Origin of the sequence: Nitriliruptor sp. (genome assembly GCF_040882075.1) — a bacterium.
GTDB lineage: Bacteria > Actinomycetota > Nitriliruptoria > Nitriliruptorales > Nitriliruptoraceae > Nitriliruptor.
Window position 1 is genome coordinate 1 of record NZ_JBBEBZ010000087.1, and the last position, 21,179, is coordinate 21,179.

The 21,179-nt window shown below is 72.3% G+C and carries 21 protein-coding genes; 7 read left to right on the forward strand and 14 right to left on the reverse strand.

The window, feature by feature from the left end; all coding sequences use genetic code 11:
• Nucleotides 1-256: 256 nt before the first annotated feature.
• The 5 genes from gdhA to nadD all read right to left on the reverse strand — a co-directional run bounded on the left by gdhA (nucleotide 257) and on the right by nadD (nucleotide 5,171).
• Nucleotides 257-1,597, reverse strand: a complete 1,341-nt coding sequence (gdhA, locus tag WEB03_RS04510; RefSeq protein WP_368069774.1) for an NADP-specific glutamate dehydrogenase — start codon at nucleotides 1,595-1,597, stop codon at nucleotides 257-259.
• Nucleotides 1,598-1,711: 114 nt separating this feature from the next.
• Nucleotides 1,712-2,446 carry a histidine phosphatase family protein gene (locus WEB03_RS04515; RefSeq protein ID WP_368069775.1) on the reverse strand — a complete coding sequence of 245 codons (735 nt, stop codon included), beginning with the start codon at nucleotides 2,444-2,446 and terminating at the stop codon, nucleotides 1,712-1,714.
• Nucleotides 2,443-2,958, reverse strand: a complete 516-nt coding sequence (gene rsfS / locus WEB03_RS04520) for a ribosome silencing factor (RefSeq protein WP_368069776.1) — start codon at nucleotides 2,956-2,958, stop codon at nucleotides 2,443-2,445. Before rsfS ends, WEB03_RS04515 begins: the two co-directional genes overlap by 4 nt.
• A gap of 108 nt (nucleotides 2,959-3,066) precedes the next feature.
• Nucleotides 3,067-4,392 carry an LCP family protein gene (locus WEB03_RS04525; protein ID WP_368069777.1) on the reverse strand — a complete coding sequence of 442 codons (1,326 nt, stop codon included), beginning with the start codon at nucleotides 4,390-4,392 and terminating at the stop codon, nucleotides 3,067-3,069.
• Between the two features lie 182 nt (nucleotides 4,393-4,574).
• Entirely contained in the window at nucleotides 4,575-5,171 is a 597-nt protein-coding gene (nadD, locus tag WEB03_RS04530) for a nicotinate-nucleotide adenylyltransferase (RefSeq protein ID WP_368069778.1), read from the reverse strand.
• Nucleotides 5,172-5,260: 89 nt separating this feature from the next.
• On the opposite strand from nadD, the gene WEB03_RS04535 reads away from it, so the two are divergent.
• Nucleotides 5,261-5,584 carry a Dabb family protein gene (locus WEB03_RS04535; protein WP_368069779.1) on the forward strand — a complete coding sequence of 108 codons (324 nt, stop codon included), beginning with the start codon at nucleotides 5,261-5,263 and terminating at the stop codon, nucleotides 5,582-5,584.
• On the opposite strand, the gene WEB03_RS04540 is transcribed toward WEB03_RS04535, so the two are convergent.
• The 7 genes from WEB03_RS04540 to WEB03_RS04570 all read right to left on the reverse strand — a co-directional run bounded on the left by WEB03_RS04540 (nucleotide 5,536) and on the right by WEB03_RS04570 (nucleotide 14,444).
• Nucleotides 5,536-6,678 (reverse strand): tryptophan 2,3-dioxygenase family protein, encoded by a 1,143-nt coding sequence (locus WEB03_RS04540; protein ID WP_368069780.1) that lies wholly within the window; start codon nucleotides 6,676-6,678, stop codon nucleotides 5,536-5,538. The two genes, WEB03_RS04535 and WEB03_RS04540, sit on opposite strands and share 49 nt — an antisense overlap.
• Nucleotides 6,675-8,075 carry a cytochrome P450 gene (locus WEB03_RS04545; protein ID WP_368069781.1) on the reverse strand — a complete coding sequence of 467 codons (1,401 nt, stop codon included), beginning with the start codon at nucleotides 8,073-8,075 and terminating at the stop codon, nucleotides 6,675-6,677. Before WEB03_RS04545 ends, WEB03_RS04540 begins: the two co-directional genes overlap by 4 nt.
• Before the next feature lie 382 nt (nucleotides 8,076-8,457).
• Nucleotides 8,458-9,879, reverse strand: coding sequence for a VWA domain-containing protein (locus WEB03_RS04550; RefSeq protein ID WP_368069782.1), 1,422 nt, complete (start codon nucleotides 9,877-9,879; stop codon nucleotides 8,458-8,460).
• Nucleotides 9,880-9,917: 38 nt separating this feature from the next.
• Entirely contained in the window at nucleotides 9,918-11,387 is a 1,470-nt protein-coding gene (locus WEB03_RS04555; protein WP_368069783.1) for a hypothetical protein, read from the reverse strand.
• Nucleotide 11,388: 1 nt separating this feature from the next.
• On the reverse strand, nucleotides 11,389-12,303 hold the full coding sequence (locus WEB03_RS04560) for an AAA family ATPase (RefSeq protein ID WP_368069784.1): 915 nt from the start codon (nucleotides 12,301-12,303) through the stop codon (nucleotides 11,389-11,391).
• Between the two features lie 119 nt (nucleotides 12,304-12,422).
• Complete coding sequence (locus tag WEB03_RS04565; RefSeq protein ID WP_368069785.1) at nucleotides 12,423-13,313, reverse strand: oxygenase MpaB family protein; 891 nt, start codon at nucleotides 13,311-13,313, stop codon at nucleotides 12,423-12,425.
• A gap of 165 nt (nucleotides 13,314-13,478) precedes the next feature.
• Nucleotides 13,479-14,444 carry an alpha/beta fold hydrolase gene (locus WEB03_RS04570; RefSeq protein ID WP_368069786.1) on the reverse strand — a complete coding sequence of 322 codons (966 nt, stop codon included), beginning with the start codon at nucleotides 14,442-14,444 and terminating at the stop codon, nucleotides 13,479-13,481.
• 141 nt (nucleotides 14,445-14,585) lie between these two features.
• On the opposite strand from WEB03_RS04570, the gene WEB03_RS04575 reads away from it, so the two are divergent.
• From WEB03_RS04575 to WEB03_RS04590, 4 genes are all read left to right on the forward strand, one after another.
• Nucleotides 14,586-15,560, forward strand: a complete 975-nt coding sequence (locus WEB03_RS04575) for a quinone oxidoreductase (RefSeq protein WP_368069787.1) — start codon at nucleotides 14,586-14,588, stop codon at nucleotides 15,558-15,560.
• Between the two features lie 11 nt (nucleotides 15,561-15,571).
• Entirely contained in the window at nucleotides 15,572-16,336 is a 765-nt protein-coding gene (locus WEB03_RS04580; protein ID WP_368069788.1) for an ion transporter, read from the forward strand.
• A gap of 30 nt (nucleotides 16,337-16,366) precedes the next feature.
• Nucleotides 16,367-17,323, forward strand: coding sequence for a zinc-binding alcohol dehydrogenase family protein (locus WEB03_RS04585; RefSeq protein WP_368069789.1), 957 nt, complete (start codon nucleotides 16,367-16,369; stop codon nucleotides 17,321-17,323).
• A gap of 154 nt (nucleotides 17,324-17,477) precedes the next feature.
• The gene (locus WEB03_RS04590) at nucleotides 17,478-17,906 is read left to right on the forward strand and encodes a hypothetical protein (RefSeq protein WP_368069790.1); all 429 of its coding nucleotides are present in this window, start codon (nucleotides 17,478-17,480) and stop codon (nucleotides 17,904-17,906) included.
• 52 nt (nucleotides 17,907-17,958) lie between these two features.
• On the opposite strand, the gene WEB03_RS04595 is transcribed toward WEB03_RS04590, so the two are convergent.
• On the reverse strand, nucleotides 17,959-18,585 hold the full coding sequence (locus WEB03_RS04595; RefSeq protein ID WP_368069791.1) for a hypothetical protein: 627 nt from the start codon (nucleotides 18,583-18,585) through the stop codon (nucleotides 17,959-17,961).
• A gap of 24 nt (nucleotides 18,586-18,609) precedes the next feature.
• Between WEB03_RS04595 and WEB03_RS04600 the strand changes: the two genes are divergently transcribed.
• Nucleotides 18,610-18,984: a hypothetical protein gene (locus WEB03_RS04600; RefSeq protein WP_368069792.1), complete on the forward strand. Its 375-nt coding sequence runs from the start codon at nucleotides 18,610-18,612 to the stop codon at nucleotides 18,982-18,984.
• Between the two features lie 160 nt (nucleotides 18,985-19,144).
• Here WEB03_RS04600 and WEB03_RS04605 read toward each other — a convergent pair whose 3' ends face one another.
• Nucleotides 19,145-20,350, reverse strand: coding sequence for a phosphotransferase (locus WEB03_RS04605; protein WP_368069793.1), 1,206 nt, complete (start codon nucleotides 20,348-20,350; stop codon nucleotides 19,145-19,147).
• 164 nt (nucleotides 20,351-20,514) lie between these two features.
• Between WEB03_RS04605 and WEB03_RS04610 the strand changes: the two genes are divergently transcribed.
• A complete protein-coding gene (locus WEB03_RS04610; protein ID WP_368069794.1) occupies nucleotides 20,515-21,171 on the forward strand; it encodes a response regulator transcription factor in 657 nt (218 codons plus the stop codon).
• Nucleotides 21,172-21,179: the final 8 nt, after the last annotated feature.

Here is a 21,179-nt window from a genome sequence, read left to right on the forward strand (position 1 = left end):
TGAACGAACACACTGGCCAGCCTGCAGCAGTACGACCGTCTTCGACCCTCCCACGCTGATCCCCGAAGAACGGCAGATCTTGTCGTTCTCGCCTTCAGCTAGATGCCATGGCATGGAGGGGGGTCGTGGGTTCAGATCCCATCCGGTCCACCTCGAGGCAGCCCCGCTGGGTCCACTGGCGGGGCTGCTCCGTGTCCGCGCCGCGCGTGCCCTCTCTGGAACCAGCGCTCCGCGTCCTCGGGAGCCACCCCGAGGATCAGATCAGACCCTGGGCGACCATGGCCTCGCCGACGCGCAGGAACCCGGCGATGTTGGCGCCGGCGACGTAGTCACCCTCGCGGCCGTACTCGGCGGCCGTCCGGTGACACAGGTCGTGGATGTCGGTCATGATCTCGCTGAGCCGCTTCTCGGTGTGGCTGAAGGTCCAGCGGTCACGGCTGGCGTTCTGCTGCATCTCGAGCGCGGAGGTCGCCACGCCGCCGGCGTTGGCAGCCTTGCCGGGCCCGAACGCGACCTTGGCCTCCGTCAGCACGTCGACGGCTTCCGGCGTGGTCGGCATGTTGGCGCCCTCGACCACGGCCTGGCAGCCGCCCTCCACGAGGGCAGCCGCGTTCTTCGCGGTGAGTTCGTTCTGGGTCGCACACGGGAAGGCGACGTCGCACGGGATGCGCCAGATGTCCCCACCGTCGCGGTAGGTAGCGCCGCCGCGCTGTTCGGCGTAGTCCTTCACCCGGCCGCGCTCCACCTCCTTGATGCGCTTGAGGAGCTCGAGGTCGATACCCGCGGGGTCGTGCACCACCCCGTCCGAGTCCGAGCACGACACCACGCGGCCGCCGAGCGCCCGGATCTTCTCGATGGCGTAGATGGCCACGTTGCCCGATCCCGACACGACACACGTCGCGCCGTCGAGCGACTGGCCGCGGACCTTGAGCATCTCCTCGGCGAAGAAGACCGCGCCGTACCCGGTGGCCTCGGTGCGCACGAGCGCGCCACCCCACTCCAGACCCTTGCCGGTCAGGACGCCGGACTCGTAGCGGTTGGTGATCCGCTTGTACTGCCCGAACAGGTACCCGATCTCGCGGGTCCCGACGCCGATGTCGCCGGCCGGCACGTCGGTGTACTCACCGATGTGGCGGTAGAGCTCGGTCATGAAGCTCTGGCAGAACCGCATGACCTCGTCGTCGGAGCGGTTCTTCGGGTCGAAGTCGGACCCGCCCTTGCCACCACCGATCGGCATCGACGTCAGCGCGTTCTTGAAGATCTGCTCGAAGCCGAGGAACTTGACGATGCCGAGGTAGACCGACGGGTGGAAGCGCAGCCCACCCTTGTAGGGGCCGAGCGCGCTGTTGAACTCCACGCGGAACCCGCGGTTGATGTGCACCTCGCCGCTGTCGTCCTGCCAGGGGACGCGGAAGATGATCTGCCGCTCAGGCTCGCAGATGCGCTCGATGACCTTGTGCTCGGCGAGCTCGGGGTGCTTGGCGAGCACCGGGCCGAGGGACACGAGCACCTCGCGTGCCGCCTGGTGGAACTCGACCTCACCGGGGTTGCGACGGATGACCTCCTCGTAGGAGGGAGCGATCTTCTCATCGAGCATGCGAGGTCCTCGAGCCGGCCGGCACCCCAACGGTGTCGGACCGTCGAGCAGCGTACGAACCGACCCCGGTCCGTCGCGAAACGAGCGCGCACCTGACGCCAGCGGCGCGCTGGATCAGCGGCCGCCCGGCGGACCGTCGGAGGCGGCGGAGGCGGAGGCGGCGGCGGAGGCGGCGGAGGAGGAGGAGGCCACCCCGGTCTCGGACGCCGACGGTGCCCAGCCGCTGTGAAGGTCGGCCGGGAGGTGACCGACCTCGTTCCACCGGTCGACGATCACCTGCGACCCGTCGTCGGCGAAGGTGACGAGGTGGTGACACGACGCGTTGTCCACCCCGCCGAGCGTGCCGGCGGCGATGCCCGCCAGCCGGTGGATGCCGTTCCAGACCGGCCCACCGTGGGTGACCGCGATGGTCGTGCCGCCAGCCGGTGTGGCAGCGAGCAGCTCGACGAGCACCGGTGCGACCCGGTCCGCGAGCGCGTCCGCGGACTCGCCGCCGACCTCACCGACCACGTCCTCACCCCGGAGCCAACGCTGCCAGCGTTCCGGGTCGGTCGCAGCGACCTCGTCACGGAGGCGCCGCTCCCAGTCCCCGAAGGACCGCTCGCGTAGCCGCGGGTCGAGGACGGCCCGGCGCTCGAGCGCGACCTCGAGTGGCGCGACGGTCTCGCGCGTTCGCTGCAGGTCCGACGCCACGAGGTGGGCGTCCGGGTACGCAGCCGCGAGGGACACGGCCACCGCGTCGGCCTGGGCGTGCCCGCGTGCGGAGAGCCCGGCGCAGGCCTGCCCCTGGATGCGCCGTTCGGCGTTCCAGATCGATTCGCCGTGGCGGACGAGGATCAGCCGCCTCACGGCTGGTCCGTCACCTCGACCTCGACCTCGTCGTCCGAGGCGTCCTCGACGTCGTCGTCGAGCTCGACGTCGAACGGGTTCGGGACGCGGCCGCCAACGACCTCGGTCTCACGGTCCGCACCCGCGCCCGGCCGTGGCGCGGCCACCCGCTCCCCCGAGGTGATGTCGCGGCGGGGCACGTCGGCCCAGAGCCGGTCGAGGGAGTAGTAGTCGCGCTGCTCGTCTCCGAACACGTGACAGACGATGTCGCCGTAGTCGAGCAGGACCCACCCCGACGCGGGTTCACCCTCGCGGCGCAGCACCTTGCGGTCGTGGTCCTCGCGCAGACGCTCCTCGATGCGGTCCGCGACGGCACGGATCTGTCGGTCCGAGCTGGCGGTGGCCAGCACGAACAGGTCGACCACCGCGAGGATGTCGGCGACCTCGAGGATCGAGAGGTCCGTGGCCTTGCGGTCGTCGGCCGCGTCAGCGGCGGTGATGGCCAGCGTGACGGCCTCGTCGGTCGCGGGCACGGTTCCCCTCGCGTCGGTGCGGATCGCAGCGGATGCGCCGGCACCCGGTCGGGTGCAGCGCTTGACCCGGCAAGGGAACCACACGGGGTTGCCGGCTGTGGACGCCCGTCAGCCTGCGGTGTTCGCGGCCTCGCCCTCGGGGTCGGCGTCTCCGTCGTCCGGACCACCCTCACCATCGACGTCACCGCCCGCCTCGTCGGCCGGTCCGAGCTCGGTCGCCTCGGCGCTGGCCTCGGAACCGCCGACCGGGAAGTCGAGGCCGATGACGATGGTGAGGTCGACCACCGACTGCGGGGTGCCGGAGCGTTCGATCTGTCCCACACCGAGCCGGTCGCGGACGTCCCTCGCGGCCGCGAGGGTCGCCGGTTCCTCGTCGTAGACCAGGATCCGCGTGACCGCGTGGTCGAAGCGGTCGGCGTTCCCGGTCAGCAGCACCCGGTACCCGGCGGGCTGGAGGACGGCGGCGACGTCGGCGCCGATGCCCGGCTGACCGTTGCCGTTGAGCAGCTGCAGCGTGCGGCCACCGGCGACACCGGGGTCGGGCTTCGACGCGGCGAGCCGCTCGTCGACGAGGGCCGCGATCCGTTCCGCGTCTGGCCGGTAGGCATCCTCGGTCCCGGTCCCGATCGGCGACACGAACAGCGTCAGGGTCGTGAGGGCATCGTCGGCCCTGGCGATCGCGAGCTCGGCCAGCACCGTGCGCAGGAGCTCGGTCCCGTCCAGGTCCTCGTCCTCGTCCTCGGTCGGTTCGGACGCCTGCACGACCTCGAGCTCGGTCGCCCCGTCCGCGAAGAGGTCGTCGACACGGCCCGGATCGGCCAGCCGGTCGAGCACGCCGAGCAGCGCGGCCTGGACCCGTGGCAGCTGATCGAGCTGCGAGCCACCGTCGGACCGGAACGTCAGCAGGGTCGCGAGCCCCTGCCCGTCGAGCTCCTGTCGTCCCGCGGGGAGGAGGGTGGTGGCGCTGCCGTCCTCGTCGCGGTCGATGACCGGTTGGCCGAGGGTCACCTCGGTCGGTCCGAGCCGATCGAGCAGCGCGGCCCACCCCTCCTCCGAGACGGTGACGGTGGCGTCGCTGCGCACGCCGAGCAGGTTGTCGAGGCTGACGCCGACCAGCGCGCTGCCGCCGAAGTCGAACGCCTCACCGAGCCGGAACGCGCCGTGGCCCGGCACGTCGGCGATGGTCGCCGGCGGCACGAGCAGCACCGTCCCCTCGCCCGACGCCCGATCGACGGCCAGCAGGGCGATGGTCACCGCCTCGGTCCCGTCCGGGCCCTCGGCGGTCGTCACGACCGTCAGCGCTGGCTGCGGATCGCCCGGCGCAGCGTCCGGTGCGGGGGCGACCGGTTCCCCCGTGACGAACTCGCGTGCACGGTCGACGAGGTTGAACGACACCGCCACGACCCCGACAGCGACGGCGACGAGGACGGCCACGAGCGCGATCCGTCGCAGCCTCGCCCGTCGACGCCGCGCCCGGCTCGCGATGGCCCGCCGACCGGGGCGAACGGGACGAACGGGACGAGCCGGCCCGTCGGCAGGCTGGTCGTCGTGGCCCGGCGCAACGTCGGTGTCCCGCTCGTCGGTGGTGTCGGGCGAACGGTCGGGTACGTGGTCGGTCACGGCGCCGTCGCCGCGGCGCCGTACAGACCGAGCTCGCGGACCGCCGCGTCCACCGCATCGGGGACGAGGTACCTGGTCGCGAGCCCCGCGCCGAAGCGGCGGCGGAGCTCGGTCGAGGAGACCTCGAGCTGCGGCACCTCGAGGTGGACGACCGCAGCGGGCAGCACGTCGGCCGCCGGTGCCGCGTGTCCCGGCCGGGTGACCACGACGAACGTGGCCTTCGCGAACGCCTCTTCGACCCGCTCCCAGCGGGGGAGTCCCGCGGCCGCGTCCTCGCCGAGCACGAAGAACAGCTCGGCGTCCGGTTCCTCGGCGCGGAGCTCGACGAGCGTGTCCGCGGTGAAGGTCGGACCGTCCCGTCGCACCTCGCGATCGTCGACCCTCAGGTGCCGATCACCCGAGACCGCCGCTTCGGCGAGCCGGAGGCGATCGGCTGCAGAGGTGACGGTCGCGCCCTTCATCCACGGTTCGCCGGCGACGAGGAGGCGGACCTCGTCGAGGCCGAGCTCGACGCGCGCGCACTCGGCCACCACGAGGTGGCCGAGGTGGGGCGGGTCGAAGGTGCCCCCGAGGAGACCGAGTCGTCGTGACATCGTGGCGAGGCTACTGCCGGGCACCTGCTCGACGGCGGTAGCGACACGTAGGCTGCGCCGCGCCCTCCCCCCTCCCCCGCGAGGTGCCCGTGATCCGCCACCTCGTGTTCTTCACGGCACGTGACCCGGCCGACCTGCCGACGATGCGCGCCACCTTCGCGACCCTGGCGGCGATCCCCGGGGTGCGAGCCTTCGAGGTCGGGGTGAACACCCGCAGCGACGAGCGCACCGACGACGAACCGGACCTCGTGGTCCACGCGGTCCTCGACGACGAGGACGCGTTGGCCGCCTACAAGGCCCACCCGATCTACCAGCGCTCGATCGAGGTGGTCCGACCCTTGCGGGAGCTGCGGATCGCCGTCGACTACGAGGTCGACGGCCTCGCCCCGCCGCCGCCACCGGCGACGTCGTAGCGGAAGCCCATCTGCTCGCGGACGTGCGGTGGCAGCTCCGGGAGCTCACGGCGAGGTAGGTGGAAGGTCGCGAGGTCGGACAGGTCCCCGAACACGGTGTGCTTGGCCGTGGTCGCCTCGAGGTAGGCGTGACCGGAGGTGCCACCGGTCCCGACCCGGGCGCCGATGGCGCGGCGGACCATCCGGGCGTGTGCCTGGCGGAACGAGGTCATGCCCGTGTCGAGGTCGATCAGCGCGGTCAGCAACCGGAACGGCAGGTGCAGCGCCGGCTGGTCGCGGTAGAGCTGGATCAGGAGCGCCGCGCGGATCGCCTCGTAGGTGAAGGCGCGCTTGCCCTCCGCGCGCAGCTCCTCCCAGCGGTCGCGGTCCAGAAGCGTGGCGAAGGAGCCCTCCGTCTGTTCGAAGCTGGCCAGCTGCTGGTCACGGACCACCTCGTCGACCGAGGGGTTCGAGGCGATGAGCTGGCGGTCACGCTCGAGCATGGTGCGGACCGCGGCGGTGTACGCGCCCCACAGGTCGAAGCCGTCCAGCCGCACGAACGGGGTGCGGGCGAGCCAGTCGTCGACGATCACGCGGAGGGAACGACCCTCCTCGCTGTCGGCGACCGTGGCCGCGTCGGTCGCGTCCAGGCGTGAGGTGTAGACCGCGCCCTGGATCTTGAGCCGTCGGCCGGCGTCCAGGCCGAGGCGGTTCTCCAGCAGCCGGAACTGGGCCGACTGGAACCCCGACGCCGGCACCAGGTCGTCGCGGAAGTCGAGGAAGTCGAGCGGCGTCATCGTCTCGAGGACCGCGAACTGCTGCAGCAGGACGGGCAGGATCGTGACCATCCGCTCGAGGCGGTGGACGACCTGGCCCATCGCCGTGTCCGGCACGGGGTCGCGGTCGAGGTCCGCGAGCACCGCGTCGAGGTCGTGCAGCAGCTGGGCGAACCACAGCTCGAACGCCTGGTGGGTGACGATGAACAGGTGCTCGTCGTGCGCGGGCTTCCCGTCCGCCATCCGGCTGACCGGACGGATGGCGCCGAGCACCTCGTCGAGCCCGAGGTAGGTGCGGTAGTAGGTCGGATCCGCGCCGTGGGGTTCCTGGGCGTTCACGCCGGCACGCTCCCGGTCACGGGAGCGATGGTGGCACGGACCGGCGCGTCGGAGCGCTGGGTGATGCCGTACCGCATGGGGATGGCGCCACCGTCGGTCGTGACCTCCCACCGGCGCAGCAGGACGGCCAGGGCGAGGGTCGCCTCGAGGATGGCGAAGTGTTCCCCGATGCACGAGCGCGGCCCGCCACCGAACGGCAGGTAGGCGTAACGGTCGCGAGCCTTGACCGCCTCGGGCAGGAACCGGTCGGGGTCGAAGCGGTCCGGGTCGGGCCAGTAGCTCTCGTTGCGGTGGAGTTCGGCGAACACCGGGGACACGACGGTGCCGGCGGGGATGTCGAACCCGGCGATCGCCGTGTCCTCGGTGGCGGCACGGCTGGTGATGTACGCCGGCGGGTGCAGCCGCATCGCCTCGAGCAGGCAGCGCTGTGTCAGGTCGAGCCCGCGGGCATCCTCGGCGCCCGGCTGGCGGTCACCGACGACGGTACGGATCTCGTCCCGCACCGCACGCTGCAGCTCGGGTCGCGCGCTGAGCTCCTGCAACGTGAACGCGAGCGCGGTGCTGGTGGTGTCGTACCCGGCGAGCAGGAAGATCAACGACTGCTCGAGGATCTCCTCGCGGTCGAGGTGCTCGCCCGTCTCCGGGTCGGTCACATCGAGCAGCCGGGCGACGAGGTCGTCCCCCCCGGCCGAGCGTGCCGCCGCCCGTTCGACGATCCGGGTGATCCGGTCGCGCAGGTCACCCTCCAGCCGCTGGATCCGACGGTTCTCCGGCGTCGGCAGCCAGCGAGGTGGCGCGAACGGCGACATCCCGCGCTGCACGGTGATCTGCGACAGCTCATCGGTCGCGGCGACGATGGGCGCGACCTCGTCGGTCACGTCGGTCCCGAACAACGCCCGGCTCACCGACCCGAGCGTGACCTTCTCCATCTCGTCGACGAGCTCGACCTCACCTCGCCCGTCCCACCCGTCGCTGACCACGGTGGTCGCCGCGAGGAACGCGTCGGTGTACCGGTCGATCCGCTTGCGGGTGAACAGCGGCTGGAGGGTCCGCCGCTGCCCGCGCCACACCTCACCCTCGGTGGTCAGCAGCCCGTCCCCGAGCGCCGCCGCCATCTCGTCGTACACCGGCGAACGCTTCACGAACCGTCGGGTGTCGGTCAGGATCTCCCGCGCCGCGTCGGCCTGGCACACGTACACCAGCATCGACGGCACCCCCGGCACCCACCCCGGGAACCGCGACGCGAACACGTCCCCGTACACCACCCGCTGCTGGTGCACCCACGCGAGCAAGCTGCCCTGCCGCACCTCGCGCATGGCGCGGACAGACTCGAGCGCCCCGAGCCCCGGCACCGGCCGAGCAGAAGCCGACCCCGTCACCACCGTCTCCGTACCCACGAGCACCTCCGAGCCTCGACGCACCCACGGTAACCGCCACGGTGCCGGGACCGCCCGGAGCGCAACAACCTGGGCGGGAGCCCAGGAAGTCGCAACGTCACCCCGGCCCGCGTCGCCCTCAGCGCAACAACCTGGGCGGGATCCCAGGAAGTTGCAACGGCCCGCCACCGCGAACCACCACCCCCACCCACGGAGGTCGACGGCCGCAGGGTTCGAGCCGGACAGGCGACCGCCACGCCGAGGGAGGAGAGGGGGGTGATGGCGGTGGAGGCGGGTGCGAGCCGCGGGGGCTCAAGCGCAGCGCAGGTGCCCCAGGCACCGAGCAGCAAGGTCCCCCGGGGTCGGACCCGCGGAGCCGTCAGCGCCGGAGGGCTCGACGACGTCAGGCGATGCGCTCGACGAAACGGGCGAGCTGCTTGAGGTTGCGGACCTCCACCATGTCCTCCACGTACCTGGCGTAGCTCGCGGCGATGGAGTCGCCGGTGTCCCAGAACTGGATCGGTTCGGGGTTCAGCCAGTAGACGTGGCGGGCGCGCTTGGCGAGGTCCTGCAACACCCACGCGTTGGCCTGCCGGTAGTTGTTGCGGGCGTCGCCGAGGATGATGACGGTGGAGCGGGGGGTGACGTCACGCGCGTGGTCGGCGTGGAACTTCTCGAGGCTGTGGCCGTAGTCGGAGTGGCCGTCGAGCCAGACGAGCTCGGCCTCGACCATCATCCGCTTGATGGCCTCGGTCGCGTCGCTCTGGTCGAACAGGGAGGTCACCTCGTCGAGGGTGTCGATGAACGCGAACGAGCGGACCTTGCTGAACTGCTCCTGCAGGGTGTGGACCAGCATCAGCGTGAACCGCGCGAACGAGGCCACCGACCCGGACACGTCGCAGATCACGAACAGCTCGGGCTTGTGCGGGCGACGGGGCTTGAAGGTCGGTTCGAACGGCACGCCGCCGGTCGACAGCGACCTGCGCACGGTCTTGCGGACGTCGAGCCGGCCGTCCTTGCCGTGTCGACGTTTGACGGCGACGCGGGTGGCGAGCTTGCGGGCGAGCGGCCGGACCTGGCTGCGGAGCTGGGCCTGGTCCTCGGCGGAGAGGTGGAAGAAGTCGAGCTCCTCGACCGGTGGCCGGGTCATCCGGTCGGCGACCTGGTCCACGCCCCGCTGGGCGGCGGCACGCCGGCGGATCTCGGATTCGACCTCCTGCTGGAAGGTGCGCAGCCGGGCCTCGAACTCGTCGCGCCACAGCCGCTCCTGCAGCGGCGTGGTCTGGTCCTCGTCCTCCACCCTCCGCGACAGCAGGTCGCGCAGGATCTGGGCGAGGTCGACGGCCCGGAAGACCTTGTACTGGAAGTAGGACACGCCCCCGTCGCGTCCCTCGACCCGCCCGAACCGGTCGACCGCTTCGCGGGCGTACTGACGGATGGACTCGTCGCCGCCCTCCATCAGCTGGTCGATCAGATCGCGCAGGTACTCGTCCGGGTCGCTCTGCCCCTGCCCCTCCGGCCCGTCGGTGACCGAGGGGGTGTCGTCGATGTCGGCCTCGCGGGCCGGGAAGTACAGCTCGAACAGGTCGTCGAAGGCACGCCGGTGGGTCTGGGTGGTGATGCAGGTGGCGGCGAGCGCTTCGCGCAGCTGCTCACGATCGAGCAGGTCGAGGTGCCGGATGGTGCGCACCGCGTCGATGGCTTCGGACTGGGTCGCGCTCACACCGGCTCGGCGGAGCGCGGCGACGAAGTCGAGCACCCGCTGGAGGAAGCCGTGCACCGGTGGCGGTCCCTCGGCGAGGACCTGCGAGAGCTGGTCGGACACGGTCGGCTCCTGTGGCTACGGCCTCGACGGTACTGGGCTCACGCCCCGCCGGGCTCGTCCGGGTCGGTCACGGGGCCGTCGCTGCGGGTGGTCACGAGCAACACCGCGTCGCTGGCGTCACGGGCGGTGACCAGCACCGCGATCCGGCCGTCGGCCGTGACGGCGAGCCCCCGGTAGGTGACGTCCTCGGCCAGCGTGTAGGTGTCGCCCCCGGCGGGGTCAGCGGTCACGCGCGACAGGCTCGTCGGTCCGACGATCAGCAGGTCGTCCCCGGCCCAGGCGAGGGTCACGTCGCCGTCCGGGTTCCCGACCGAGGTCAGGGCACCGTCGGCGTCGAGGACGAGCACCTCGTCATCCGGCCCGGAGGGGTGCGCCGTGGCGACGGCGTGACGTTCGACCGTGGCAGCCGGGGGCGTCGCGGCAGCTGCCAGCAGCGGTCCGATGCCGGTGACGGCCGTGATTGCTTCGCCCGCGTCGAGGTCGAGGAGCACCAGCGATCCGTCCCTCGCGCGGTCGTCCTCCGCAGCCTCCGACGGGTCGGGCCGGCCGTGCACGAGCGCGGTGTCGGTCCCGACCGCCGCGACCTCCCACCGGATGGGAACGGTGCCGTCGAGCTGCGCAGCCTGCGCGAGGGTGTCGTGGGCCACCTCGAACCGGACCGCGCCGTCCTCGCGATCGACGGCGACCACGGCGGGGGCGCCGGTCTCCTCCTGGGGGCCGACCCGGCGGGCGGCGACGACCACGTCGGGTCCGAGCTCGCCGCTCAGCCGTTCGGCGAGGGTGCCCGGCGGACCGGCGGGCTGCTCGATCGGCGCCTGCCACCGCCGCCCGGTCGCGTCGCGCAGCTCGAGGGTGGGCTGGTCGCCGTCCTCCTCGGCGCGGAACAGCAGCAGCTGGCCCTCGTCGGCACCGAGCAGGAAGGCGAACGCCGATCCGACGACGGCGGTGTCGACGCACCCCCCGACGGTCAGCTCAGGACCGCTCAGGGGCACGATCGCGTCGGTCTGGCCGGTGACATCGTTCGGCACGACGACGTCGTAGACAGCAGCTCCGTCGCCCACGACCGGGTCGTCGGTGTCGAAGGTGGCCACGGGTACGAGCGACCCGTCCAGGCTGGTCACCGTCGGGCCGGTCGTGAGCAGGCCGTCCTCGAGCGCGACCACCCCGTCGGTCTCGCCCACCGGCACGGCGGCGGCGACGGGGCTTGCGGCGAGCTGTTCCACATCGGCGATCACACGCCGCGCATCGACCGACCCGAGGGCGTCGTTCACCGCGTCGGTGGGCGCCACGTCCTCGTCGAGGGCTGCAGCGGCGCGCGGTTCCACCACACCCACGCACCCGCCCCGGGCGAACAGCTGGGCGCTGACGACGCCGACGATGATGAGACCGATCATCGCGATCGCGCCGATGGTCAGGGTGCGCTTGTCGGCCGCGAGGGGATCCTCGGCCTCGAGGGGATCCTCGGCCTCGAGCGGATCGCCGGCCGGGCCCGGTGTTGCGTCGGACACGTCAGTTCATCTCGGGACGCGGCGAGATGCGCAGGTGCTGGTTGGCCTTCTGCACGTCCTGCTGGTACTTGAGCAGCACGTTCATCGTGCCCCGCGCGACGTCCTCGTCGATCGTGTCGAAGCCGAGCTCGAGCAGGGTCCGTGCCCAGTCGAGCGTCTCGGAGATCGACGGCGGCTTCTTCAGCTCGAGCTGGCGCAGCGAACGCACGATCCGCACGAGCTGATCGGCCAACGCTTCCGGTGCCTCGGGCACGCGCGACATGACGATATCCCGCTCGCGCTCCAGGGTCGGGTAGTCGAGGTAGAGGTAGAGGCAGCGACGTTTGAGCGCCTCGGACAGCTCACGGCTGTTGTTCGAGGTCAGGACCACGAACGGGTGCTTGGTCCCGGTGACGGTCCCGAGCTCGGGGATGGTGACCTGGAAGTCGGACAGGATCTCGAGCAGGAGCGCCTCGAACTCGAAGTCGACCTTGTCGACCTCATCGATCAACAGGACGGTGTCGGTGGTGGAGCGCAGGGCCCGCAGCAGCGGCCGCTCCATCAGGTAGTCCTCGCCGAACAGGTCGTCCTCGACCTCGTCCCACGCCTCCCCACCCTCGGCGCCGGGCGTCTCGCCGCCGCGGGCGTGGGTGATGCGCAGCAGCTGCTTCTTGTAGTTCCACTCGTACAGCGCCTTGGCCTCGTCCAGCCCCTCGTAGCACTGGAGGCGGACGAGATCGGCGCCGCGAGCCGTCGCCACGGCCTTGGCCAGCTCGGTCTTGCCGACCCCGGCGGGACCCTCCACCAGGATGGGCTTGCCGAGCCGCTCGGCGAGGTAGACCACCGTCTCGATGGAGGCATCGACGAGGTAGCCGGCCTCCGTCAGCCGGTCGCGGACGTCGACGACGCCGGTGAACTCGGCGTTCGAACGGGACACGGGGACCTCCGAGGGGGAGCCGGACGGCACGGCGGCACGTCGTGGGAGCTTGCGTGCGCGCCCACGAGGCTACGGCACCGGACCGGCGGACACGGACACGGACACGGACACGGCGGCGTTCAGCGCGGTGGCGCCGTCGGCTGACCGACGCGGGACGGAACGTCGCGCGGAGCGACCCCGTCGCGGACACCCGCCTTCGCCGCGTGGTCGACGTCGGGGAACGTGCCGAGCTCGTCGATGCGGTACCCGAGCGGGTAGGTCGGACGCGACACCTCGGTGATCCGGTACGGCTGACGACGCGGTGGCACGAGGAGGCGCAGGAGGTGGGCCCGGGCACGCAGCGCCCCGTGGACACCGGCGCGCACCCACGCGGGCGGCTCGTCGTAACCGAGCGCGGCGACCAGCTCGGGTTCGAGCAGCGCCAACGCGGCCCGCCGGGCCGCCGGCAGGAGCGGGGCGGGGACGCCGTAGACCTCACGCAGGTACATGGTCATCGTGGCGTCGGCGACCGCGTGATTGGCGGGGTCGAACCGGAACTCCGCGCGCTCGAACTCCTCCTTCCAGGCGGTGAACTCCTCGACCGAGTCGGGCAGCTCGGTGATCCCCATCCGAGCGCCGAGCTGACGCCAGTACCCCCACCCGGCGGCGATCTCGTTCGGGTCGAGCGGACGCCAGCCGTAGCGGTCGATCCACCGCCGCGGTTCGACCACGAACGTCGAGAGCACGTAGGTCATGTCGACGTCGCGGATCGGGAACGCGGCGTGCATGCGGTTGACCCGCCGGATCGCCTGCCGACCGCGCCCCGACTCGAGCCCGTGTTCCTCGACCTCGGCGAGCAGCAGTTCGGTGTCGTCGTACCGCTTGCGCGTGTCCTGCGTGAACGCCCGCGAATCGAGCAGGATGCGGCTGATGGTCGGGACCGCGAAGGTCCGGAACAGCGCGAGGCTGAGCGCGGTCTCGGTGTCCCAGGGGAACTCGTAGGCCGCGTCGATGCGGGTGATCTCGCGCACGTCCCGGTCCGGGTCGAGCTCGCGCACGTGGGCGAGGTGTCGGCCGTCGCGCCCACGCGATCGAGCGTGCAGGGCTCCGAGTCCGACGGCCGCTACCACCGACGCCGACGTTCGTGCGCGGACCACGGTGCCCTCTCGGTGGCGGGTGCTGCCTCCACCGAGACGTTAGCGAGCGGAACGTTCCGATCGCGAGTGAGCGGCGAGGTGCTCGAGCACGGGCGACGACAGCCGGTCGAGGTAGCTGACGGGCAGGTCGTGCCCCCACCCGGGCAGGGTGACGAGCGTCGCGTCCGGGATCGCGGCGGCCGTGGCTCGGCCGCCCGAGACGTCGATGAGCGGGTCGTCCTCGCCGTGCAGCACGAGCGTCGGCACACGCAGCGTCCCGAGCCGCGAGGTGCGGTCGCCGTCCCCCCGGATCGCCAGCAGCTGCCGGGCGGAACCCCACTCGTGGATGCCCCGGGCGAACGACACCCGCGCGCGGGCCGCAGCACGCTCGGCGTCCACCTCACCGGCGGTACCGATGATCGCCTGGAGCTCGAGCTGGTAGGCGACGTAGGCGTCCCGGTCACCGTGTGGCGGCACGCTCGTCAGCGCCGGCTTGGCACGTTCGGTCGGGCCGCCGACGTCACGCGCCCCCGTGGTGGACATCACCGAGATCAGCGACGTCACGCGATCGGGCACGGCCAGGGCCACGTGCTGCGCGATCATCCCACCCATCGAGACACCGAGCACGTGCGCGTGGTCGATGCCGAGGTGATCGAGCACCTCGGCGTGATCACGCCCCATGCGGTCGAGGGTGTACGGCGAGCGGGGCCACCCGTCATCGGCCCGGGGCAGGTCGAACGGCGTCCCCTCGTGCACGTGCCCGCGACCGACGTCGCGGTTGTCGGCGCAGACGGTCCGGTACCCGGCGCCGTGGAGCAGGTCGAGCAGCTCGGGTGGCCAGGCCGTGCGGTGCTGGCCGAGCCCCGCGATCAGGAGCACCACCTCGCCGTCCTCGGGACCGTCGACGGACACGTCGGTGGTGGCCCCGTCCGACAGCGGGGCGCGCTGGCCGATCGGTGGGCCCGCCACGTGGGCGAGATCAGCCGGATCGATACCGAGGTCGGTCGGGTCGGTCGGGTCGGTCACGTTCGCTCCTCGTCAGCGTGCGCGGCGAGCAACCCGTCGAGGACCAAGCTCGAGGGTGCGGGGCACAGCGCTCCTTCGGTCGAGGCGAGCCTAGGAGGTCACCACTAGCGTCGACCGGGTCCGACGACGAAGGAGCTGCCCGTGCGTGCCGTCCGTGTTGCCGAACCTGGGGGCCCCGAGGCCATGAACCTCGAGGAGATCCCCGACCCGACCCCGGGTCCCGGACAGGTGCTCGTCCGCGTCGCGGCTGCAGGTGTCAACTTCATCGACACCTACCAGCGGTCGGGCGCCTACCCGATGGACACGCCGTTCGGGTTGGGCCTCGAGGGCGCCGGCGAGGTGGTCGCCGTCGGCGAGGGCGTCGACGAGGCGACCGTCGGACGCACCGTGGCGTGGGCGGACGCGCTCGGGTCGTACGCGGAGCTCGTGGTCGCACCGGCCGACAAGGTCGTCCCGGTCCCCGACGGGGTCGATCCGGACGTCGCCGCAGCGCTGATGCTCCAGGGCATGACCGCGCACTACCTCAGCCACTCGACCTACGCGCTCGGCAGGGACGACACCGCCCTGGTCTACGCAGCCGCCGGGGGCGTCGGCCGGCTGCTGGTCCAGCTCGCGGTCCGACGGGACGCGCGGGTGATCGGTCTGATGTCGACCGACGAGAAGGAGGCCGAGGCGCGCCGGCTCGGTGCCGCCGAGGTGATCCGCTACCGCGACGAGGGCGTGGTCATCAGCGACGAGGCGCGCCGCTTGACGGGCGGTCGCGGTGTGCAGGTCGTGTACGACTCGGTCGGTGCGGACACCTTCGAGCAGTCCCTGCGCTCGCTCGCCCCGCGCGGGACCCTGGTGCTGTTCGGCCAATCGTCGGGGAAGGTGCCCCCGATCGACCTCCAGACCCTGAACCAGCACGGGTCGCTCTACGTCACACGCCCGAGCCTCGGTGCGTACACCGCCACCAGCGACGAGCTGGTCTGGCGCGCGACCGCGCTGCTCGACCTGTTCGCGGCGGGCGATCTGGACGTGGCCATCCACGAGCGGTACCCGCTGGAGGACGCGGCCCGCGCCCACGAGGATCTCACCTCCGGCACTACCAGCGGCAAGCTCCTACTCGTCCCGTGAGCACCGACCGGGTGGGCGATCCGGGTAGCCACGCGAGGGAGACGTTCGGCGTCGACCCGGACGACGAACCCACCACGCGCGAGCGCGCGGCCGCCGTGCTCGAGGGACAGTTGGACGTCCCGATGGCGATCCTCGCGGTCATCTGGGCCTTCCTGGTCGCCTTCGAGCTGGTCGCTCCGCCCGAGCTCCGCACGACGCTGGCCGTGACCGGCAACGTCATCTGGGGCATCTTCGGGCTCGAGTACGTGGTCAAGCTCTGGGTCTCGGGCCACCCCGGCCGGTACGTGGTACGCAACTGGCCGTCGCTGGTGTTCCTCGTGCTGCCCATCCTGCGGGTCCTGCGGGTGGCGCGGGCGCTGCGGGCGCTTCGGCTGTTGCCGGCCGCCCGCGTCGCGGGCGCCTCGTACCGAGCCGTCGGCACGGCCCGAGGCCTGTTGACCGGCCGCCTCCAGTTCCTCGCGGCGACCACCGGGATCGCCATCTTCGGTGGTGGTCAGCTGCTCTACGTGCTCGAACGCGGACGCGACGGCGCCATCGACTCGCTCGGTGACGCGCTGTGGATCGCCGCGAACGCGGCCGTCTCGGGTGCCATCATCATCGAGCCCACCACGCTGGCCGGCCGGCTGCTGGCGCTGCTGCTCACCATCTACGCGCTCGTGGTCTTCGCCTCGCTGGCCGCCACGCTCGGCGCGTTCTTCCTCGAGGCCCGCCAGGAGCGCGCCACCGTCGAGGACGCCGAAGAGGGATCACCGGTGACCGATCCCGAACCTCGGTAGCGTGCCGGTCCTCCGACGAAGGCCTGGCACGTGCGCGCGATCCGCATCACCGAGTTCGGCGGTCCCGAGGTCCTGACCCTGGTCGACGACCAGCCCGAACCGGAACCCGGTCCCGGCGTCGAGCTCCTCACCGTGTCGCACGCGGGCGTCAACTACGCCGACACCCACCAGGCCGAGGACTCCTACCTCGCTCCGTCGTCCTTGCCCCTCGTCCCGGGGGCGGAGGCGGTCGGCACGCTCCCCGACGGTCGTCGTGTGGTGGCCCTGCTCGCCAGCGGCGGGTACGCGGAGCGGGCGCTCGCCCCCGCCGTCACGAGCTTCGAGGTCCCCGAGGGTGTCGAGGACGGCCAGGCCCTGGCGCTGGTCCTGCAGGGCACCACGGCGTGGCACCTACTGCGCACCTCGGCGCACCTCGCGGAGGGTGAGTCCGTCGTGGTCCACGCGGCCGCCGGTGGCGTCGGCACGCTCGCGGTCCAGCTCGCCAAGCGGTGGGGCGCCGGCCGGGTCATCGCCGTCGCGTCCTCGGAGGAGAAGCGTCAGCTCGCGCTCGACCTCGGCGCGGACGTCGCCATCGACGGCACCGAGGACGGCCTGAAGGAGCGGATCGAGGAGGCGAACGGTGACAAGGTCGACGTGGTCCTCGAGATGGTCGGTGGCGCCACCACCGACCAGAGCCTCGCAGCGCTCGCTCCGTTCGGACGGCTCGTGGTGTTCGGGATGGCCTCGCGGCAGGCGCCGTCCAAGGTCAACGTCGGCGAGCTGATGGGCCGTTCCCGCGCGGTCGTCGGCTTCTGGCTGGTGCACGCGTTGAAGGATCCGAAGCGGTACCTGGCGGCCCCCATGCGCGAACTGCTCGACCTCACCGCATCCGGTGACCTGCAGCCCGTCGTCGGTGGCACCTACGGCCTCTCGGACGCGGCGCAGGCCCACATCGACCTCCGTGAGCGGCGCAGCGTGGGCAAGCTCGTGCTGGACCCGAGCCGCTGAGCCACCGGCTCCTCGCCAGGCCGTCCCGGGACGCAACCGGTTCCGCCTGAGCTCTCTCTCACCTCGGCATCACCGGCCCTTCAGGTCGGGCGGTCAGTCTGCACCTGTTCGCTCCCCCGCGATCGCAGACCTCGCCCTCCCGAAGGAGCCCCCGATGAAGCACCTCCGCAACCGCCCGACCCGCATCGTGGCCGTGTCGGCCACCGCCGCGGCCGTGGCCGCGGGCGCGTTCGGCATCAGCGCGGCGACCGCTCAGAACTCGTCCCAGAGCTCGGACCCCATCGCGCTCGAGACCAGCACCGAGCAGGCCCCCGTGCCGACCCGGACCGCTGACGTCTCGGACGCCGACGACTCACCGACGAGCGCCGTCAGCGCCACCAGCGCGCCCTCGCCGGTCTCCCCCGCGTCGTCGGACAGCCCCGACTCGCCCGACAGTCCCGACTCGGCCGACTCACCCGACTCGCCGGACAGCCCGGACTCCGCGCCGTCCCCCGTGTCGCCGGTGTCGCCCGACAGCCCGGACTCGACCGACAGCCCGGACTCGACCGACAGCCCGGCGTCCCCCGGGTCGATCGACAGCTGACGTCCGGTCCGGGCGAACCTGAGCGGTCTCTCAGCTACCTGTCACGGCCCGCTCAGGTTCGCCGTCCACACTGAACGTCGACGCTCCACCTCCCCGTACGCCCCCTCCCGGAAGGCCTCCCCGTGAAGCACCTCCTCAAGGATCGTTCGACCCGGATCGGCATCGCGTCGGCCACCGCCGCAGCCATCGCCATCGGTGCCTTCGGCATCACCACCGCCAGCGCGGACGACCCCGCCCCGATCGTGCTCCAGACCGAGTCGGCCACCAGCCACGACGACGGCGCGGACATCGCCGCCGTCTCGGCTTCGAGCGCCCCGTCCGCGGTCAGCCCCGCGAGTGCCGTCAGCACCGCCAGCGCCCCGTCGCCAGCCAGCGCGCCGTCGCCCGTGAGCGCCAACTCGCCGGTCAGCCCCGCGTCGGCCCCCAGCGCGGCCTCCGCACCGAGCCCCGCGTCCGCACCGAGCCCCGCGTCCGCACCGAGCCCCGCGTCCGCGCCGAGCCCCGCGTCCGCACCGAGCCCCGCGTCCGCGCCGAGCCCGGTCAGCGCGGACTCGCCCGACAGCCCCGACTCGCCCGACAGCCCGGCCTCCCCGGGGTCGATCGACAGCTGACGTCCGAGCGGTGGTGGCGGACCGGACCCCGGTCCGCCACGCTGTCTCCCAGCCGGCGTCGGCCACACCCCGCCCCACCTGAGGACACCGATGTGAAGCACCTCCTGCAGGGCCGCTACCTCACGGTCGCGCTGGCATCCGGCGTCGCCGCGACGCTCGCCGCCGGCGCCTTCGGGTTGTCCGGCGCCACCGCCAGCGACCCCGAACCCATCCACCTCGACTCCGTGGGCCTGGAACATCCGGTCCAGCCCGTGCCGCTCCAGACCGCATCGGCAGGTGAGCCGAGCACGGTCAGCCCTGCCGAGGTCAGCCCGATCAGCGCGCCGACGCCGGTGTCAGCACCTTCACCGGCCTCGGTCGCCAGCCCCGCCGCTCCCGCGCCCGCCCCTGCGCCAGCAGCACCCGCCCCGGTCGACTCGTACGACTCGCCCGACTCGCCCGCATCGGTCGGTTCCATCGACAGCTGACCCTGCCTCCGACCATCCCAGGCCGCGGATCCACCCCGCTCCGCCGGCCGTGACGGTGCCCCGCTCACCTCCACGAGCGGGGCACCGTCACGTCTGGACCATCACGTCTGGACCATCACGTCTGGACCATCACGTCTGGACCGGCGAGGCGCAGAGACGCTCAGCGGGCGCGTTCGGCCCAGGCGGCGGCACGCGCGATCCGCTGCCGCGTGAAGCGCTCCCACCCGGCGTCCTGCACCCGGTACGGACCGGTCGCGAGCCCGAGCCACGCCCCGGCCGCTCCACGAGCCAGCTCCCGGGGATCGAGCAGCCGGCGGTAGGCGGTCGCGACCTCCGCGGCGTACGCGCGGACGCGGTCGTCGACGGCCGGCCAGACCTCACCGATCGCCTCGAGGTGGGCGACCAGCGACCCGGCGTCCTGGCCGAGCCACCCCTCCCCCGCGCCATCGACGTCCAGCACGCCGACCACCTCGCCGTCGAGCACCAGCAGCTGGGCGTCGTGCAGGTCACCGTGGACCGGCACCCGCGGGCCAACGATCCCGCGTGCGATGGCTGCGGTCTCCTCGAGCTGGCCGCGCAGGTCAGGACAGAGGTCGGCGAGCACCGTCACGTGCCGCGTCGGATCGGCGAACCGGGTCGGGTCCGCCCCCTCCGACAGGGGCGCCCGGGAGAGCCGTTCGGACACCGCCACGAGCGCCTCCGGGGGTGGGACCGGAGCCCCCTCGGCCAGCGCGCTCCGGAGGGTCGCACCCTCCAGCGCACGGATGGCGAGGATGCCCTGCTCGGGCGCCACGCCGACGACCCCGGGCACCGGGACGCCAGCGGCCTCGAGCTCGCGGTGCACCGTCGCCAGCCTGGAGGCCCGGTCCCCGACCAGGACCTTCAGGTAGAGCACGCGCCCCTCGGCCTCCTCGCCTGCGATCGAGACCTCGATGACGGCACGTCGCGACGGCCGGTAGGCGCGGACCTCGAGCCCGACCCGGCCCGGCACGACACCGAGCCCGTCGAGCAGCTCGCGCACCCGCCCAGCCGAGGTCGCCGACGGCAGCCCCGGGAGGAACGGATCGTTGGGGAAGCGCCAGACCCACACCGATACGCCGTCGACGGTCACCTCCACCGGGCCGTCCGGGACGGACTTGCGATCGACGTGCGCCACGATCGCCAGGTCGTGTGCCTGGTCGTCGCCGTCGAGCACCCGGACGGCGTACAGGGCCGACAACGACCGTCCCACGCGGTTGTGGACCGAATCCAGCCGCCAGCCGTCGATCCGCAAGCCCGCGGGGGCGAGCGCTGCGCCCAGCACCTCGGCCGCATCGGGCCCGGTCAGGTGAGGTCCGACGAGCAGCGCGGGGTCGGTGGCGGACACGGGCGGCCTCTCGGTGGACGTCGATGGGCGGACACATGCTGCCCCACGCGCCTGCGTGGTCGGCTGAGCGTGAGGTGAGGATGTTCTCAGACCCGCCCCACCCGCCGCTGCCCGTGGCACGCTGCACCGCACCGCCGGCGACCGGCCGCGATCCGAGGACACCCGTGAACGTGCTGATCGTCGAGGACGAGGACCGCATCGCGGCGTTCGTCGAACGCGGGCTGAAGGCCGAGGGGTTCACCGTCCAGCGTGCCGCGGACGGTCCGACCGGCCTCGCCCTCGCCAGCCAGGACGAGGTCGACCTCGTCATCCTCGACCTGATGCTGCCCGGCCTCTCCGGCGAGCAGGTGCTCGAACGGCTCCGCGGCAAGCGCCCCGACGTCCCGGTCATCGTCCTGACCGCCAAGGACGCGATCGAGGACCGGGTGCGCAACCTCAACGCCGGCGCCGACGACTACCTCACCAAGCCGTTCTCCTTCGCCGAGCTGCTCGCCCGGGTGCACGCGCGGTTGCGCTCCCGCGAGCAGGCGACCTCGACCGTCCTCGAGGTCGGCGACGTCGAGCTCGACGTCCGGTCACGGACCGCACGGATCGACGACCGGGACGTGTCGCTGACGGCCCGCGAGTTCGCCCTGCTCGAGACCTTCCTCCGTCACCCCGGGCAGGTGCTCTCCCAGGTGCAGCTCATGGACCGGGTGTGGGGGTACGACTTCGAGCCCGGCTCCAACGTGGTCGAGGTCTACGTCGGCTACCTGCGGCGCAAGCTGCGTGCCGACGTGATCGAGACCGTCCGTGGCGCCGGGTACCGGTTCCGGGACTGACGATGCCG